This is a genomic window from Actinoplanes sp. DH11 (genome assembly GCF_020873875.1).
In the GTDB taxonomy this organism is placed as follows: Bacteria; Actinomycetota; Actinomycetes; order Mycobacteriales; family Micromonosporaceae; genus Actinoplanes.
In genome coordinates, this window is the sequence record NZ_JAHWGU010000010.1 from 173035 (window position 1) to 190251 (window position 17217).

Genomic DNA, 17217 nt, shown 5'->3' on the forward strand with positions numbered 1-17217 from the left:
GGGCCGACGCGAGTCCCGCGCGGCAAAAGTGGCTGCTTGGTCGCGAAGGTCCTGAATCACGGCCATGGATAGGAATACGGCGGGTGACGCGCCCACCCCCGGGTCGCGTCACCCGCCGTAGCGGAAGGATTGAGTCCGTGCCGCCGGTTACTGCGCCTCTTGCAGGGTCACGGTGATCGTCTGCTCACTGCCGTTGCGGGTGAACGTGATCGACATCTTCTGGCCGACCGTGCCGGCCTGGACCGCGGCGACCAGGTCGTCGGACTCGTCGATGGCCTTGTTGTCGACCTTGGTGACCACGTCGCCCTGCTGGAGGCCCGCCTTCGCGGCCGCGCTGTTCTGCACCACCGCGCTGACCAGAGCGCCGCCGTTCTCCCCGTTCGTCACGCTGACGCCGAGCGCCGGGTGGCTGACCTTCTTGCCCTGCATCAGCGCGTTGGCGACGTCGCGAGCCTTGTTGCTCGGGATCGCGAAGCCGAGGCCGATGTTGCCGGAGCCCTGGCCGGAGGTGGCGATCGCCGAGTTGATGCCGATCACCTCGCCATTGGTGTTGACCAGCGCGCCACCGGAGTTGCCCGGGTTGATCGGGGCGTCGGTCTGCAGCAGGCCGGTCATCGTGGTGGGCGCCGACTGCTGCTGCTGGCCGCCGCCGAACGGGCTCTGCGGGGTCTCCTGCTCGTCCTCGCCGGAGGACTGGATGGCCCGGTCCTTGGCGCTGATGATGCCGGCCGTGACCGAGCCCTCCAGGCCGAGCGGGCTGCCAAGGGCCAGGACCGTGTCGCCGACCTGGCTCTGCGAGCTGTCGCCGAACTTGGCCTCCTTGAGCCCGGAGACACCGCTGGCCTTGACCACGGCCAGGTCGGTGCGCGGGTCGGTGCCGACCACGCTGGCAGTGGCCTTCTTCCCGTCGGCGAAGATGATGTTGACGCTCTCGCCCTGCGCGGTCGAGACGACGTGGTTGTTGGTGACGATGTAGCCGTCGGTGCTGATGACGACGCCGGAGCCCTCACCGCTGCCGGTGGTGATGGAGACGACGCTGTCCTGGACCGCGGCGGCGATCTCGGCCAGCGACGAGCGGTCGACCACCCGGGTGACCGAGGAGTTGCCGGTCTGCACGCTGCGGTTGGCGCCGTCGTCGTCGAGGGCCAGCGCGGTTGCGGCGCCGACCCCGCCCGCGCTGAGCGCGATCAGCACGGCGGCCGCTCCGGCCAGGAAGATCTTGCGACCGCGGCCGGGCTGCTGCGGGCCACCGCCGGCGGGCTGGGCCCACGCCGGGGCGCCCTCGACAGGCTGGGCCCACGGTGCGCCCTCGGCGGTCTGCGTGCCGCTGTGCGGCCAGGCCGAGGCGTAGGCCGCCTGCTGGCCGTAGTCCTGGTAACCGGCGTGCTGCTGGTAACCCGCGTGCGGCTGGTAGCCGCCCTGCTGCGCGTAACCCTGGTAGGCCTGGTGCGGGTGCCCGTAGACCGGCTGGGCCGACCCCGGCTGGGCGGAAGCGGGCTGCGCCGATGCGGGCTGGGCGGAAGCCGGCTGCGCCGACGCGGGCTGGGCGGCCGGGTCGTGCTGGCCGGCCGGCTGCCACGGTGAGGTGGAGGAGGCGGCCCAGGGGCTCTGCGGCTGGGCCGCCGGTGGAACGAACGCCGTCGTGTCGGCGGCCGGGGTGTGCGGTGCCGCGGACTGGGGAGCGGCGGACTGCGCGGCAACCGTCGGTTGCGCGGCCGTCGGCTGCTCAGACTCCACCCGCGCCGCGCTGCTGTCTCCAGCGGCGACGTCCGCGGGCCGCGGGTCGGTCTCGTTTTCGTTCATGTCGTTAACTCTGCCCCGTCGTACTCGTACCGAACTGTGTTAGCCCTGGACGTTTTCTGTGAAGGTTTTATCCGGATTTAGGGTGGGCAGCGTGACGCGGAATGTCGCGCCCTTGCCGCCGTCGGACTCCACCTGCACCGAGCCGCCGTGCGCCCGCACGATGGCCGCCACGATGGCCAGGCCCAGGCCCGTGCCGGTCGCCTCCCGCTCGGTGTTGCGCGTCCGCGCGCCGTCCACCCGGTAGAACCGCTCGAAGACCCGCTCCCGCTGCTCGGGGCTGAGCCCCGGGCCGGTGTCGGCCACCTCGATCACGGCGGTCCGGCCCTCGCCGGCGTGCAGCCGCAGCGTCACGGACGCCTCCGGCGGCGTGTGCACCAGCGCGTTTGTCATCAGGTTGCCGATCACCTGGCGCAGCCGGGCGTCGTCCCCCTGGGCCACCAGGCGTTCCGGCTCGTCCCGTACCTCGAGGGTGATCTCGCGGTCCGGCGCCATCGCCTCGGCGGCCTGCACCGCGTCCAGCGCCAGCACCGGGAGCTCGACCGGTGCGAGGGTGAGCGGCCGCTCCCGGTCCAGCCGGGCCAGGAGCAGCAGGTCTTCGACGAGCAGGCCCATCCGGGCGGCCTCGTCCTCGATCCGGCGGACCAGCCGGCCCACCGCCTCCGGCTCCGAGACGGCGCCCTGCCGGTAGAGCTCGGCGAAGCCGCGGATCGTGGTCAGCGGGGTGCGCAGCTCGTGCGACGCGTCCGCGACGAACTGCCGCATCTTCCGCTCGGACTCCAGGGCCCGCGACTCGGAGCGCTGCGCGGCCTCGGCCGCCTCACGTGCTGACTGCTCGGCCGCCAGGGCGGCCCGCTCGGACTGCGCGCGGGCCAGGAAGGCCGTCTCGATCTGGGCGAGCATCGCGTTCAGCGCGCGGGAGAGGCGGCCCAGCTCGGTGGTGGGCTCGCCGTCGTGCTCCTCCGGGTCGGGCACCCGGCGGGTCAGGTCGCCGGCGCCGATCGCCGCCGCGGTGCGCTCGATCTGCACCAGCGGGATCAGGGTCTGCCGGACGAGCGCCGCACCGATCGCCGCGAGGGCCACCAGCACCGCGCCGCCGACCAGGAAGTCGACCCAGACCAGCCAGGCGATCACCGTGTCCACACCGGACATCCGCTGACCCACGTAGAGGGCGGAGTCGTTGTCGGTGCGGACCACGAGCATCCGCCAGGTGGTCGTGCCGTCGACCGACCGGGTCGTGTAGGGCACGCCGTCGTGCTGATTGATCTCGTCGACGCCGGTCAGGATCTTCGGCAGCTGCTGCTCGGTGAACTCGCCGCCCACGTCGATCCGGTCGCCGGCCCCGGACACCGACCGGATGGTCGTCAGGTAGTCCGACGGCAGCACCAGCCGGGAACCGGTGAAACCCGCTTTGATCCGTGCGTACGCGAACCGCTTGAGCTCATCGTCCATCCGGCCGATCAGGTAGGAGTTCAGCGCGTAGGTGCTCGTGGCGCTGATCAGGGTGAGCGCGGCGAAGACCAGCACCAGCACCGAGGCGACAAGCTTGGTCCGCAGCGAGATCTTGCGCAGGTTGGGGTGCAGCGGGATCGTGCCGCGAACCCGCTCGGCGAGGTTCATCGCGGACGCTTACACAGCTGGCTTACGCAGCACGTAACCCACACCGCGGAGCGTATGGATCAGCCGGGGTTGCACGTTGTCCACCTTGCGGCGGAGGTAGGAGATGTAGGACTCGACGATGTTGTCGTCGCCGCGGAAGTCGTACTTCCAGACGTGGTCCAGGATCTGCGCCTTGGAGAGCACCCGGTTGGCGTTGAGCATCAGGTAACGCAGCAGCTTGAACTCGGTCGGCGAGAGCTGCACCCGGTTGCCGGCCCGGTAGACCTCGTGCGTCTCCTCGTCGAGCTCGAGGTCGGCGAAGACCAGGCGGGACGGCTGCTCGTCGCCGGCCGTGGTGCGGCGCAGCACCGCCCGGATCCGGGCGGTGAGCTCCTCCAGGCTGAACGGCTTGGTCACGTAGTCGTCGCCGCCGAGGGTGAGTCCGCGGATCTTGTCGTCGGTGCCGTCCCGGGCGGTCAGGAAGACCACCGGCGTACGCTGCCCGCCCTCCCGCATCAGGCGGATCACCTCGAAGCCGTCGAGGTCGGGCAGCATGACATCGAGGACGACGAGGTCAGGCGAGGAGTTGCGGGCGGCGCTGACGGCCGCGCTGCCACTTGTCGCGGTGGTGACGTCGAACCCGGCGAAACGCAGGCTGGCGGAAAGGAGCTCGAGGATGTTCGCGTCGTCCTCGACGACGAGCAACTTCGCCTCGCTCTGCTTGGGCTGGGTCTGAACGGCCATGGCGCCATTCTTTACTCGTCTGCTGCGCCACGGCTGCACAGTTCCTGAAAATTATCTGTGAGGGTCACGCGGCCAGGCGGTAACCGCCTCCGCCCAGGCTGGCCTGCGCCGCCCGGGCCAGCGCGCGCCGGCCGGCACCGCTCTCCGGGCGCAGCGCCGGCGCGGTCACCAGCGTCACGGTCAGCCGGCGGACCCGGGCCACCCGCAGCACCGACTCCCACAGCGTCTCCGCGCCGAGGAAGGCGGCCTCGGCCGAGTCGTAGCTGATCGACATCGGCGTCACCGGCGCACCCGCGTCGATCGCGGCCTGGAACAGCGCCGGGCGGAACTGGCCCTGCTCGGTGCCGCAGAACGTCGTACCCTCCGGAAAGACCGCGACCGATCGGCCGCCGCGCAGCGCGGCAGCCACCTCGTCCACCGTCCGCGGCAGCGCCTTGGGCCGGGTCCGGTCGATGAAGATGGCGCCGCTGCGACCCGCGGTCGCGCCGATCCCCGGCCACTGCCGCACGTCGTGCTTCGCCACCAGGCGCACCGGCATCATCGCGTGCAGGGCAACGACGTCCAGCCAGGAGACGTGGTTGGCGACCAGCAGGCTGCCCGGCCGCGGCGCCGGGCCGCGCCGGACCAGGCGGACGCCGAGGACCGCGAGGATCGCCCGGGGCAGGACCCGCAGCGCGGCACCACCCAGCAGGGCCGCGGGCAGCAGACCCAGCAGGAGTACGGCCAGCAGACCGGCCACCCGCATCACGACGGTGATCGTCGAGGCGCGTGCCGAGTCACCCGGCCGGCAGTCGTTCCCGCACGCCGAGGCGGGCTGCCAGTTCATCGCGTCGCGCCGAGGAAGTGCCGGCGGTACCGCGGGTCGAGCCGGTCCATCGAGAAGAGCACGTAGAAGTCGGCGCAGTCGAAGTCGGCGTCGTAGGCCGGTTCGCCGCAGACCCAGCTGCCCAGCCGCAGGTAACCGCGGAGCAGCGCCGGAACCGCCACCTTGGGGTCGCCGGTCAGGCCCTCGGCCGGGGTCCACGGCCGCCGCGGACGGACGCGCAGGGCCGGCGGCGACAGATGCTTCGCGGTGATCCGTGCCCGCACGCCGGCCGCGGTGACGCCGCCGTCGGCGAGCGGCACCGAGGCGCAGCCGCCGAGCCAGCGCAGGTTGTTGAGATGCATGTACCGGGCGATGCCGGCCCACATCAGGTTGACCACCGCGCCGGAGCGGTGGTCCGGGTGCACGCAGGACCGGCCGGTCTCGACCAGGTGGTCGCGCAGCGGCCGCAGGGCGCTCAGGTCGAACTCGCCGTCCGCGTACCGGCGTCCGGCCAGATCGGCGGCGCGGGGCGGGAGCATCCGATAGGTGCCCACCACCTCGCCGGTGGAGTCGTCCCGCACGATCAGGTGATCGCAGTACGGGTCGAACTCGTCGGCGTCGAGTCCGTCCGTGCCGGGGAGGGAAGCGCCGAGCTCGCCGGCGAAGACGTCGTGGCGCAGTCGCTGCGCGGCCTCGACGAGGCTCGCGTCGTCCGCGATGAGGAGGGTGTAGCCGCTGGTCCCAGTGGGTGCGGCGGCCGTCATCAGAACTGCCATGCCATCTGTGTAAGGGTGACAACTGCCGATGGCGTGTCGGCTCAGGTGGCGATGCGTGACCGGTTGATGAACGACGTGTGCGAGAGTCGGTCGCATGCTGATCCCGGAACGCTTCAACGGCCCGCCCGGAACCGGCAACGGCGGGTGGTGCGCCGGCGTCTTCGCCCAGGCCGCGGGCCTGCGGCCGGCAGAGGTGACGCTACGGGTCCCGCCTCCGCTCGGCGTCGAGCTGGAGCTGCGCGACGGCGCCGTGAGGCACGGCGACACGCTCGTCGCCACGCTGGCCGAGGGGTCGCCGGGCGACGGCGTCCCACCGGTCCCCCGTTCCGAGGCCGTCGCCGCGTCCCGGCGCTACCCCGGCTTCACCGCGCATCCCTTCCCGACGTGCTTCGTCTGCGGACCGGACCACCCGGACGGCCTGCGGATCTTCCCGGGGGTGCTGCCGGACGGGCGGACCGCAGCGCCGTGGACGGTCCCGGACGACGTCTCGGAGCCGGCCGTGTGGGCCGCGCTGGACTGCCCGGGCGGGTGGGCGGCGATCGCGACCGGCCGGCCGTACGTGCTGGGCCGGATCACCGCGGCGATCGACGAGCTGCCCGCACCCGGCGACGAGTGCGTGGTGGTCGGCGCGGCGTCGTCGATCGAGGGCCGCAAGGCGACCGTCGACTCGGCCGTCCACGGACCGGACGGCCGCCGGTTGGCCGTGGCCCGGGCCACCTGGATCGCCCTGCCGCACTGACCGGGCGTCATGATCCCGGGCGGGGAACACCACATCGCGAGACGATGTTCACAATTGGTGAGCAGATGCAACCTGACAAGGCCGTTGGTCACAGAGTGGACGTCCGAGTGGAGGTCGCTCACACACGGCGTAGCCTTGACGGGAATCCTACCCGTCCCACGTGACGGAGCGGTCACGTGATGACAAACACGGTGAAAGAGGCGAACGCGGCAGTGTCGACGCAGCAGACTTCGCAGGACAATCCACTCGCGGACTTCGGTCCCAACGAGTGGATCGTCGATGAGATGTACCAGCGATACCTGGCCGACCCCGCCAGTGTCGACCCTGCCTGGCACGACTTCTTCGCCGACTACAAGCCGGCGACCGCCTCAGGCTCGATCGCCACACCGGACGAGGCCACCGCGGCGAACGCCGCCGCGACCGCGGCGAAGGCCGGCACCGACGCGCCCGCCGCGGCCACGGTCGCGACGCCCAAGCCGGTGACCCCGCCGGCCGCGCCGAAGCCCGCCGCCGCACCGGCCGCGGCCCCGGCCAAGCCGGCCGCCGCGCCCAAGCCGGCGGCGGCGCCCAAGGCCGCCGCGAACGGTGACGCGCCCGGCGAGGCGAAGACCACCACGCTCCGCGGCGTCGCCGCGAAGATCGTGCAGAACATGTCGGCCTCGCTCGAGGTCCCGACCGCCACCTCGGTGCGCTCGGTCCCGGCCAAGCTGATGGTCGACAACCGCATCGTGATCAACAACCACCTCTCCCGTGGTCGCGGCGGCAAGGTCAGCTTCACCCACCTGATCGGCTGGGCACTGATCCGCGCGGTCCGCATGCACCCGGAGATGAACAACTCGTTCGCCACGGTCGACGGCAAGCCGGCGCTGGTCCAGCCGGAGCACATCAACCTGGGCATCGCCATCGACCTGGCGAAGAAGGACGGCTCCCGCACCCTGGTCGTGCCGTCCATCAAGAACTGCGAGCAGCTCGACTTCCGGCAGTTCTGGCAGGCGTACGAGGACGTCGTCCGCCGCGCCCGCCGCAACGAGCTGACCATGGACGACTACTCCGGCACCACGATCTCGCTGACCAACCCCGGCGGCATCGGCACCGTGCACTCCATCCCGCGTCTGATGACCGGGCAGAGCGCGATCATCGGCGTCGGCGCGATGGAGTACCCGGCGCCCTGGTCCGGCATGAGCGACGAGACGCTGACCGAGCACGGCGTCAGCAAGGTCACCACGCTGACCAGCACCTACGACCACCGGGTCATCCAGGGTGCGCAGTCCGGCGAGTTCCTCAAGGTGATGCACGAGCTGCTGCTCGGCAACCACGGCTTCTACGACGAGATCTTCACCTCGCTGCGGATCCCGTACGAGCCGGTCCGCTGGGTGCGCGACGTGGTCCGCACCTCCGAGGGCCAGATCAGCAAGGCGGCCCGGGTCGTCGAGCTGATCCACGCCTACCGGGTGCGCGGTCACCTGATGGCCGACACCGACCCGCTCGAGTTCACCATCCGCAAGCACCCCGACCTGGACGTGCTTCAGCACGGCCTGACCCTGTGGGACCTGGACCGCACCTTCCCGGTCGGCGGCTTCGCCGGCAAGGAGAAGATGAAGCTGCGTGACGTCCTGGGCGTGCTGCGCGACAGCTACTGCCGTCGCGTCGGCATCGAGTACATGCACATCCAGGACCCGGAGGAGCGCCGCTGGGTCCAGGAGCGCATCGAGGTCAAGTACACGAAGCCGGACACCGCGGAGCAGAAGCACATCCTCCACCGGCTCAACGCGGCCGAGGCGTTCGAGACCTTCCTGCAGACGAAGTACGTCGGCCAGAAGCGGTTCTCGCTGGAGGGCGGCGAGTCGCTGATCCCGCTGCTCGACACGATCCTGCAGTCGTCGGCCGAGGCCGGTCTCGACGAGATGGTGATCGGCATGGCCCACCGCGGCCGGCTGAACGTGCTCACCAACATCGTCGGCAAGCCGTACGAGAAGATCTTCAACGAGTTCGAGGGTCAGATGGACCCGCGCTCGGCGCACGGGTCGGGTGACGTCAAGTACCACCTCGGCCAGACCGGGAAGTACACGACCCCGGACGGCGAGCACTCCACCACGGTCAGCGTGGTCGCCAACCCGTCGCACCTGGAGGCCGTGGACCCGGTGCTCGAGGGCATCGTCCGGGCCAAGCAGGACCGCCTGGACCTGGGCCTGCACGGCTACACGGTGCTGCCGCTGCTGGTGCACGGCGACGCCGCGTTCGCCGGTCAGGGCGTGGTCGCCGAGACGCTCAACCTGTCGCAGCTGCGCGGTTACCGGACCGGTGGCACGGTGCACGTCATCGTGAACAACCAGGTCGGCTTCACCACCGCGCCGGAGTACAGCCGCTCCTCGATGTACTCCACCGACGTCGCCCGGATGGTCGAGGCGCCGATCTTCCACGTGAACGGCGACGACCCGGAGGCCGTGGTCCGCGTCGCGAAGCTCGCCTTCGAGTACCGCCAGACGTTCAACAAGGACGTCGTGATCGACATGATCTGCTACCGCCGGCGCGGTCACAACGAGGGCGACGACCCCTCGATGACCAACCCGCGGATGTACCAGATCATCGACACCAAGCGCAGCGTGCGGAAGCTCTACACCGAGGAGCTGATCGGCCGCGGCGACATCACCGTGCAGGAGGCCGAGGAGCAGCTGCGCGACTACCAGGGCCGGCTCGAGGAGGTCTTCAAGGCCACCCGGGACACCGGCGGCACGCCGCCCCGGCCGCGCAGCCTCATCGAGGAGCGCGAGCCCGAGGTGGAGACGGCGGTCGACGCCGCCGTGGTCCGCTCGGTCGGCCAGGCGCACGTCGAGCTGCCCGAGGGATTCACCCCGCACAAGCGGGTCCAGCAGCTGCTGGACCGGCGCGCCAAGATGTCCAGCGACGGCGGCATCGACTGGGGCTTCGGCGAGCTGATCGCGTTCGGGTCGCTGCTGCACCAGGGCGTCACGGTCCGGCTGGCCGGCCAGGACTCCCGGCGGGGCACCTTCACCTCCCGGCACGCCGCCATCGTCGACGCGAAGACCGGCAAGGACTTCCTGCCGATCTCCTCGCTGGCCACCGGCTCGGCGCGGTTCTTCGTGCACGACTCGCTGCTCAGCGAGTACGCGGCGATGGGCTTCGAGTACGGCTACTCGGTGGAGAACCCGGACGCGCTGGTCCTCTGGGAGGCCCAGTTCGGTGACTTCGTCAACGGCGCGCAGTCGATCGTGGACGAGTTCCTCTCCTCCGGCGAGGTGAAGTGGGGCCAGCAGTCGTCGCTGGTGCTGCTCCTGCCGCACGGCATGGAGGGCCAGGGCCCGGACCACTCGTCCGGCCGCCCGGAGCGCTTCCTGCAGCTCTGCGCGCAGGACAACATGCGGGTGGCGAACCCGACCACCCCGGCGAACTACTTCCACCTGCTGCGGCGTCAGGCGCTGAGCACCAAGCGCAAGCCGCTGGTGGTCTTCTCGCCGAAGTCGCTGCTGCGCCACAAGCAGGCGGTGTCGTCGGTCGCCGACTTCACCCAGGGCACGTTCCAGCCGGTGCTGGGCGACACCGGGGTCAACGGCACGCCGCTCGACGCCGGTTCGGTGAAGCGGGTGCTGCTCTGCTCCGGCAAGGTCTACTACGACCTGCAGCAGGCGCGGGCCGACCGGGGCATCACCGACACCGCGATCATCCGGATGGAGCAGATCTACCCGCTGCCCGTCGAGGAGCTCAAGGCGATCCTGGCGCAGTACCCGAACGCCGAGGACTTCGCCTGGGTGCAGGAGGAGCCGGCCAACCAGGGTGCCTGGTCGTTCGTCGCGCTCAACCTGCTCGAGCACCTCGAGGGTGTCCGGCTGCGGCGGATCTCCCGCCCGGCGGCGGCCGCACCGGCGGTCGGCTCGGCCAAGATGCACGACGCCGAGCAGGCGGCGCTGGTCGAGGCCGCGCTGCCGCGCCCGTGACGATCGGAAAGCGTCCGTGACGCGCGGACATCGCCCGTGACGATCGGAAAGCGTCCGTGACGCGCTGAAACAGGTGGGGCCGCTGTCGGGAAACCGCAGCGGCCCCGCTTACTATCCGCACATGTACTTCACCGACCGTGGCATCGAAGAGCTCGTCCAGAGGCGCGGCGAGGAGACCGTGACCCTCGAGTGGATCGGCGAGCAGCTGCGCACCTTCGTCGACATGAACCCGGAGTTCGAGACCCCGATCGAGCGGTTCGCGACCTGGCTGGCCCGCGACGACGAGGACGACGACGAGTAACGTGGATCTCCTGCGGAACGGGACTTTCGGCCCGGTCGGACACGGTTCCGGCCGGTAGGTTGAGTCTCGTGGCACGCAGTGTGTACGTAGCGGGCTTGGGCCCCGGCGTCGGCAAGGGAACCGTGGCGCTCGGCATCGTCGAGCTGTTGTCCCGGCGGGTGGCGCGGGTGGCGGTGTTCCGGCCGCTGGTCTCCGGCACGGGCCCGGATCCCCTGCTCGCCGTCCTGCGCGAGCGCTATCCCGGGCCGGTGGCGGCCGAGGACTCGTTCGGCGTCACCCTGGCCGAGGCGACCGCGCTGGTCGCCGACGGCCGGCGGGAGGAGCTGATCGGCCGGATCGTGGAGCGTTACCGGGCGGTTGAGCGGCAGAGCGCAGCCGTGGTCATCATCGGCAGCGACTTCACCGACAAGCCCGCCGAGGGCCACGAGGAACTGCCCCGGGAGCTGGCCTTCAACGCCCGGCTGGCGACCGAGTTCGGCAGCGTCGTGGTGCCGGTGGTCAGTGGTGAGGGACGGACACCCGAGTCGCTTGCGGCGGCGACGCGCAGCGCGTACCACTCGCTCGTCGATCTTGGCGCGACGGTGACCGCGGTGATCGCGAACCGGGTGCCGGAAGCCGCCTCGGGCGGCGCCCCGGCGAGCCTGCCGGTGCCGGTCTGGGTCCTGCCGGAGGTGCCGGTGATCGCGGCGCCCACGGTGGGCGAGGTCGCTGCGGCGCTGGACGCCGAGGTCTTCACGGGTACGGCCGGAGCCCTCGACCGGGACGTCCTGGACTACGTGGTCGGGGCCGCGCAGGTCCCCACCGTCCTGGCACACCTGACCGAGGGCGCCCTGCTCATCACCCCCGGCGACCGGGCGGACCTGCTGGTCGCCGCGAGCGCCGCGCACGCCGCCGGCACGGCCACGCTGTCCGGGCTGGTGCTGACCCTCGGTGAGCCGCCGGACCGGCGCGCGGTCGAGGTGATCGAGCGGCTGAACACCGGGCTGGCCATCCTGATCGCCAAGTCGGACAGCTACCACACCATCTCCGCGGCCGGCCGGATCAAGGCCGGGCTGAGCACCCCGCGCAAGGTGGAGGCGGCCCTCGGCGTCTTCGAGGAGTACGTGGACACCGCCGAACTGGCCCGGCTGCTCGACGTCGCCCGGTCCAGCCGGGTGACCCCGCTGATGTTCGAGAACGACCTGATCGACCGGGCCCGCGCCGACCGCCGCCACCTGGTGCTGCCGGAGGGCGGCGAGGAACGGATCCTGCGGGCCGCGGAGACCCTGCTGCGGCGTGGCGTCGCCGACCTCACCCTGCTGGGCGACCCCGCCGAGATCACCCGGCGGGCCCGGGAGATCGGCGTGGAGATCGGCGGGGCGCAGCTGGTGGACCCGGCCGCCAGCCAGTGGCGGGAGGACTTCGCGAGCCGCTACGCCGAGCTGCGCAAACACCGGGGCGTGACGCTCGACCTGGCGTACGACGTGGTCCGCGACGTCAACTACTTCGGCACCCTGATGGTGGCCGCCGGCCTGGCCGACGGCATGGTCTCCGGCGCGACGCACACCACCGCCGCCACCATCCGGCCCGCCTTCGAGATCATCAAGACGGTGCCGGACGTGTCGGTGGCGTCGAGCGTCTTCTTCATGCTGCTCGCCGACCGGGTGCTCGTCTACGGCGACTGCGCGGTCAACCCCGACCCGGACGCGGCCCAGCTCGCCGACATCGCGCTCTCCTCCGCGCAGACCGCTGCCGCCTTCGGCATCGAACCGCGGGTCGCGATGCTCTCCTACTCCACCGGCAGCTCCGGTTCGGGCGCCGACGTGGACAAGGTGGCGGCGGCGACCGCGCTGGTCCGCGAGCGGCGGCCGGACCTGCCGGTCGAAGGACCGATCCAGTACGACGCGGCGATCGACCCGGCCGTGGCCGCGGCGAAGGTGCCGGACAGCACCGTGGCCGGCCGGGCGACCGTCTTCGTCTTCCCGGACCTGAACACCGGCAACAACACGTACAAGGCCGTGCAGCGGTCCGCCAACGCGGTCGCGGTGGGTCCGGTGATGCAGGGCCTCAACGCGCCCGTCAACGACCTGTCCCGGGGCGCCACGGTCAAGGACATCGTCAACACGGTCGCGATCACGGCGATCCAGGCGGGAGCGAGATGACCCGGGTACTCGTGCTCAACTGCGGTTCCTCATCGGTCCGCTACCGGCTCTACGACGGCGACGAGGTGCTCACCAAAGGTCTGATCCAGCGGATCGGCGAGGCCGACGGGGACGCCGCCGACCACGACGAGGCCCTGCGGACCCTGATGGACCGGGTCGACCTGACCGGGCTGGCCGCGGTCGGGCACCGGGTGGTGCACGGCGGCGAGCGGTTCACCTCGTCCACTGTCGTCGACGAGGACGTCCTCACCGCGATCGAGGAGCTCATCCCGCTCGCGCCGCTGCACAACCCGGGCGCGCTGACCGGCCTGCGGGTGGCCCGCAAACTGCTGCCCGACGTGCCGCAGGTCGCCGTCTTCGACACCGCGTTCCACGCCACCATCCCGCCCGAGGGCGCGCTCTGGGCGATCGACCGGGAACTCGGACAGCGGTGGGGGCTGCGCCGCTACGGCTTTCACGGGACGTCGCACGCCTACGTGTCACGGGAGACGGCACGGGTGATCGGCAAGCCGGTCGGCGAGGCGAACGTGATCACCCTGCACCTGGGCAACGGGGCGAGCGCGACAGCGGTACGGGGTGGACGCAGCGTGGCCACCTCGATGGGGATGACCCCGCTGCCGGGCCTGGTGATGGGCACCCGATCGGGTGACATCGACCCCAGCCTGATCTTCCACCTGCACCGGGTGGCCGGGCTCTCCCTCGACGAGATCGAGGACATGCTGACCCGCCGGTCCGGGTTGCTCGGGCTCTCCGGCGCCAACGACATGCGTACGGTCCTGGACCGCCGCGACGCCGACGCCGCGCTGGCGTTCGACCTCTACTGCCGGCGGATCCGGGAGTACGTCGGTTCCTACCTGGCCGTGCTCGGCCGGGTCGACGCCATCACCTTCACCGCCGGGGTCGGCGAGAACGCGCCACGGGTCCGGGAGCACACGCTCGCCGGGCTGGAGGCGCTCGGCATCATGGTCGACCCGGACCGCAACGCCCGCAACGACCTGGTCATCTCCCCGGACGACGCACCGGTCACGGTCTGCGTGGTGCCCACCGAGGAGGAACTGGAAATCGCCGCGGAGGCCCGCCGCGCCGTCGCCGCCCTGTCCTAGCGAAGCCGCGCCGCCCTGTCCTAGCGAAGCGGCGTCGCCCTGTTCCAGAGAGGCCGCGCCGCCCTGTCCTAGAGGGTCAGCCAGGCCACGAGGGCGAGCAGGACGACGACCGCGACCACGCCGCCGATCACGAACGGGAGCTTGGACGGCGCCTCGGAATCCGATGTCGTCCGGGTGAAGGCCCGGAACGCCTCGGTGTTGCCGCTCGGGTCGACGCTGTTGTCAGGCATGCGCCGACCCTAGCGAAACCGGGCAAGATTGGCGAAGCGGGACACCTGATCAGGCGAGGTGGTCCAGCACAACCTTGCCGAAGACGTCACCGGCGTGCAGTCGCGCGAACGCCTCGCCGGCCGCACCGAACCCGAACGTCGAGTCGATCACCGGACGGACCCGGCCGTCCGCGACGAGCTGGAGCAACGCGGCGAGTTCGTCGGGCGTACCCATGCTGCTCCCCAAGATCTCCAGCTGCATCGCGAAGACCCGCCGCAGGTCCACCTCGGCCAGATGCCCGGCCGTCGAGCCGCACACCACGATCCGGGCGCCCGGGGCCGCGCACTTCATCGAGTGGGCGAACGTGGGCGCGCCGACCGACTCGATAACCACGTCGACGCGTTCCGGCAGCCGGGCGCCGGGCTCCACGGCCGTCGCGCCGAGCTCGGTGATCCGCTCCCGTTTCGACGCTTCGCGGCTGGTCACGTACACCCTCTTGCCGAGGGCGACGCCCAGCGCAACCGCCGCCGTCGCGACCCCGCCCCCGGCGCCCTGCACCAGCACCGCGCCGGCTTCGGCGACCCGGCCCCGGGTGACCAGCATGCGGTACGCGGTGAGCCAGGCCGTCGGCAGGCAGGCTGCCTCGGCGAACGACACCCCGGCCGGTTTCGGGATCAGGTTCTCCCGGGGCGCCGCGACCCGCTCGGCGATGGTGCCGGGGTGCCGTTCGGAGAAGAGCGAGAACCCCCGCGGGTCGGCCTTGTCCTCGACCACCGGGTAGATCACCACCTCGGCGCCGTCCGGGTCCACCCCGGCGGCGTCGCATCCGAGGATCATCGGCAACCGGTCCGCCGGCAGCCCCACCCCGCGCAGCGACCAGAGGTCGTGGTGATTGAGCGACGAGGCCCGGACCTCGATCGGCACCCAGCCGTCCGGCACGGGTCTCTCGGGCAGGTCACCGATGGTCAGCCCGCGCAGGGGCTCGTCCGGGTGCAGGGCGGAGGCATAGGCGGCACGCATCCACCGACCTTAACGGCGAATAAGTCACCCCGCGCCCCGCCCGCATCACCGCGCCGCAGCCGGCGTCACCGCGCCGCCGCCCGCATCACAGCGCCGCCGCCCGGGCGACCAGCGCCTCTCCAGCCGGGCGCGCAACCGACGCCTTCCCCTGCCGGGGTATCCCCATGGTCTTGTCAAGCAGGCGGTACGAGCTCTTCTGTCGGTTGCGCTGGTAGAGGTCGCGGAACATGGCGCGCCGGAGGTTGCTGCGGCGGCGGGCGAGGCGGAGGGACGGCGTGGTGTTGCTTGCCTTCCGCTCGGTTGCGGTCCCTGGACAAGGGGCTGCGGTCGGCTGCATTGGCTCCGCGCGGCGGTGTTGATCTGCTAGCGATGCGAAATCGCGGTTTCGACCCCATGATCACAGCGATTTCGTAGCGCTAGCAGATCAACATCTCGACAGGGGCGGCACGTCCGGCGCCACTGGGCCCGGAACCGGGTAACGGGGGCAACCCCCGCTCCCCTGCCGCCTACGCGAAACCGCGCCGCCCTCGTCGTGGAGGAGCGGCGCGGTTGCGGTTGCTGTCGCTTTCGGTCGTCAGGCGGACTGCCCGACGTCAGCCGGCCGCGTCAGGTGGACTGCCCGACATCAGCCGGCCGCATCAGGCGGACTGCCCGACGCCAGCCGGCCGGATCAGGCGGACTGCCCGATGCCAGCCGGCCGGATCAGGCGGACTGCCCGACGCCAGCCGGCCGGGTCAGGCGGTCTGCTTGACGTCGCCCGGGGCGGTGACGACCTGCGCCGGTGCCGGTGTCCGCCGGGCCACGCCGTCCTCGGCTGCCGCCGCGGCGACCGCGGCGGCCACCGCCGGGGCGACCCGCGGGTCCAACGGGGACGGCACGATCGCTTCCGGTCGCAGGTCGTCGGCGACGATCGCCGCGATCGCGTCGGCCGCGGCCACCTTCATCCGGTCGGTGATCGTGGTGGCCCGGACGTCGAGGGTGCCGCGGAAGATGCCCGGGAACGCCAGCACGTTGTTGATCTGGTTGGGGAAGTCGCTGCGGCCGGTCGCGACGATCGCCGCGTACCGGTGTGCGACCGCCGGCGGCACCTCCGGCGTCGGGTTGGCCAGCGCGAAGATGATCGCGCCCGGCGCCATCCCGGCCAGAGCGGACTCCTCGATGGCGCCACCGGAGACCCCGATCAGCACGTCGGCGCCGATCAGCGCCTCGGCGATCCCGCCGGTGCGCCCGGAGAAGTTCGTCGTGGCGGCGAGCCGCTCCTTGACCGGCCCGAGGTTCGGGCGGTCGGCGTGGATGATCCCGCGCGAGTCGCAGACGATCATATTGGCGCCCTCCACACCGGCCGCGATGAGCGTCTGTGTGATGGCGACACCTGCCGCGCCGGCACCGCTGATGACGACCCGCAGGTCGGCGAAGCGGCGGCCCAGCAGCTTGGCCGCGTTGCGCAGGGCGGCGAGCGTCACGACCGCGGTGCCGTGCTGGTCGTCGTGGAAGACCGGGATGTCGAGTTCGGCGTCGAGGCGGCGCTCGATCTCGAAGCAGCGCGGCGCGCTGATGTCCTCCAGGTTGATGCCGCCGAAGGACGGTGCCATCGCCTTGACGGCGGCGATGATGCCCTCGACGTCCTGCGTGTCGAGGCAGATCGGGATGGAGTCGACCCCACCGAACTGCTTGAACAGCACCGACTTGCCCTCCATGACGGGCATCGCGGCCTTGGGGCCGATGTTGCCGAGGCCCAGCACGGCCGAGCCGTCGGTGATCACGGCGACGGTGTTGGCCGTCCAGGTGTAGTCGGGGTAGAGCGCCTCATCCTCGGCGATCGCCTCACAGACACGGGCGACACCCGGCGTGTAGGCGAGGGAGAGATCGTCCCGGCTGGACAGCGGGACGGTGGCGCTCATCGTCATCTTGCCCTGACGGTGCAGGTCGAAGACCGGATCGGCGGCCAGGGCAGGATCGAGCTCGAAACTGAAGAAAGACACGGTGAACTCCACACGGCATCGGCGTTGATAACGTGGCACCTGAC

General features: G+C 71.4%; 13 protein-coding genes. 5 read left to right on the top strand and 8 right to left on the bottom strand.

Features of this window, described 5'->3' with window-relative positions; translation table 11 throughout:
• Nucleotides 1–147: 147 nt before the first annotated feature.
• The 5 genes from LPA41_RS16940 to LPA41_RS16960 all read right to left on the bottom strand — a co-directional run bounded on the left by LPA41_RS16940 (nt 148) and on the right by LPA41_RS16960 (nt 5724).
• Nucleotides 148–1803 carry a S1C family serine protease gene (locus LPA41_RS16940; protein ID WP_229071354.1) on the bottom strand — a complete coding sequence of 552 codons (1656 nt, stop codon included), beginning with the start codon at nt 1801–1803 and terminating at the stop codon, nt 148–150.
• A gap of 39 nt (nt 1804–1842) precedes the next feature.
• Complete coding sequence (locus LPA41_RS16945) at nt 1843–3420, bottom strand: ATP-binding protein (protein ID WP_229071355.1); 1578 nt, start codon at nt 3418–3420, stop codon at nt 1843–1845.
• A 9-nt stretch (nt 3421–3429) separates the two neighbouring features.
• Nucleotides 3430–4143: a response regulator transcription factor gene (locus LPA41_RS16950; RefSeq protein WP_229071356.1), complete on the bottom strand. Its 714-nt coding sequence runs from the start codon at nt 4141–4143 to the stop codon at nt 3430–3432.
• A gap of 64 nt (nt 4144–4207) precedes the next feature.
• Nucleotides 4208–4969 (bottom strand): 1-acyl-sn-glycerol-3-phosphate acyltransferase, encoded by a 762-nt coding sequence (locus LPA41_RS16955; RefSeq protein WP_229071357.1) that lies wholly within the window; start codon nt 4967–4969, stop codon nt 4208–4210.
• A complete protein-coding gene (locus LPA41_RS16960; protein WP_229071358.1) occupies nt 4966–5724 on the bottom strand; it encodes a GNAT family N-acetyltransferase in 759 nt (252 codons plus the stop codon). Before LPA41_RS16960 ends, LPA41_RS16955 begins: the two co-directional genes overlap by 4 nt.
• 94 nt (nt 5725–5818) lie before the next feature.
• Here LPA41_RS16960 and LPA41_RS16965 point away from each other — a divergent pair, with 94 nt between their 5' ends.
• From LPA41_RS16965 to LPA41_RS16985, 5 genes are all read left to right on the top strand, one after another.
• Nucleotides 5819–6463 (top strand): hypothetical protein, encoded by a 645-nt coding sequence (locus tag LPA41_RS16965; protein WP_229071359.1) that lies wholly within the window; start codon nt 5819–5821, stop codon nt 6461–6463.
• Nucleotides 6464–6675: 212 nt separating this feature from the next.
• The gene (locus tag LPA41_RS16970) at nt 6676–10416 is read left to right on the top strand and encodes a multifunctional oxoglutarate decarboxylase/oxoglutarate dehydrogenase thiamine pyrophosphate-binding subunit/dihydrolipoyllysine-residue succinyltransferase subunit (protein WP_229071571.1); all 3741 of its coding nucleotides are present in this window, start codon (nt 6676–6678) and stop codon (nt 10414–10416) included.
• A 121-nt stretch (nt 10417–10537) separates the two neighbouring features.
• Complete coding sequence (locus LPA41_RS16975) at nt 10538–10717, top strand: DUF6104 family protein (protein ID WP_111651783.1); 180 nt, start codon at nt 10538–10540, stop codon at nt 10715–10717.
• A gap of 59 nt (nt 10718–10776) precedes the next feature.
• Complete coding sequence (pta, locus tag LPA41_RS16980) at nt 10777–12858, top strand: phosphate acetyltransferase (protein ID WP_229071360.1); 2082 nt, start codon at nt 10777–10779, stop codon at nt 12856–12858.
• On the top strand, nt 12855–13961 hold the full coding sequence (locus tag LPA41_RS16985) for an acetate/propionate family kinase (protein ID WP_229071361.1): 1107 nt from the start codon (nt 12855–12857) through the stop codon (nt 13959–13961). The genes pta and LPA41_RS16985 overlap by 4 nt, the downstream gene beginning before the upstream one ends.
• A 68-nt stretch (nt 13962–14029) precedes the next feature.
• On the opposite strand, the gene LPA41_RS16990 is transcribed toward LPA41_RS16985, so the two are convergent.
• The 3 genes from LPA41_RS16990 to LPA41_RS17000 form a co-directional block, all read right to left on the bottom strand.
• The gene (locus LPA41_RS16990) at nt 14030–14191 is read right to left on the bottom strand and encodes a hypothetical protein (RefSeq protein ID WP_229071362.1); all 162 of its coding nucleotides are present in this window, start codon (nt 14189–14191) and stop codon (nt 14030–14032) included.
• A 49-nt stretch (nt 14192–14240) separates the two neighbouring features.
• Nucleotides 14241–15191 (bottom strand): zinc-binding dehydrogenase, encoded by a 951-nt coding sequence (locus LPA41_RS16995; protein WP_229071363.1) that lies wholly within the window; start codon nt 15189–15191, stop codon nt 14241–14243.
• A 734-nt stretch (nt 15192–15925) separates the two neighbouring features.
• A complete protein-coding gene (locus LPA41_RS17000) occupies nt 15926–17173 on the bottom strand; it encodes an NADP-dependent malic enzyme (RefSeq protein WP_374238167.1) in 1248 nt (415 codons plus the stop codon).
• Nucleotides 17174–17217 lie beyond the last annotated feature (44 nt).

Excerpts from the sequence above, each read along its gene's own strand:
- LPA41_RS16940 (WP_229071354.1), bottom strand. The coding sequence starts at position 1,803 with ATGAACGAAAACGAGACCGACCCGCGGCCCGCGGACGTCGCCGCTGGA.
- LPA41_RS16945 (WP_229071355.1), bottom strand. The coding sequence starts at position 3,420 with ATGAACCTCGCCGAGCGGGTTCGCGGCACGATCCCGCTGCACCCCAAC.
- LPA41_RS16950 (WP_229071356.1), bottom strand. The coding sequence starts at position 4,143 with ATGGCCGTTCAGACCCAGCCCAAGCAGAGCGAGGCGAAGTTGCTCGTC.
- LPA41_RS16955 (WP_229071357.1), bottom strand. The coding sequence starts at position 4,969 with ATGAACTGGCAGCCCGCCTCGGCGTGCGGGAACGACTGCCGGCCGGGT.
- LPA41_RS16960 (WP_229071358.1), bottom strand. The coding sequence starts at position 5,724 with ATGGCAGTTCTGATGACGGCCGCCGCACCCACTGGGACCAGCGGCTAC.
- LPA41_RS16965 (WP_229071359.1), top strand. The coding sequence starts at position 5,819 with ATGCTGATCCCGGAACGCTTCAACGGCCCGCCCGGAACCGGCAACGGC.
- LPA41_RS16975 (WP_111651783.1), top strand. The coding sequence starts at position 10,538 with ATGTACTTCACCGACCGTGGCATCGAAGAGCTCGTCCAGAGGCGCGGC.
- LPA41_RS16985 (WP_229071361.1), top strand. The coding sequence starts at position 12,855 with ATGACCCGGGTACTCGTGCTCAACTGCGGTTCCTCATCGGTCCGCTAC.
- LPA41_RS16990 (WP_229071362.1), bottom strand. The coding sequence starts at position 14,191 with ATGCCTGACAACAGCGTCGACCCGAGCGGCAACACCGAGGCGTTCCGG.
- LPA41_RS16995 (WP_229071363.1), bottom strand. The coding sequence starts at position 15,191 with ATGCGTGCCGCCTATGCCTCCGCCCTGCACCCGGACGAGCCCCTGCGC.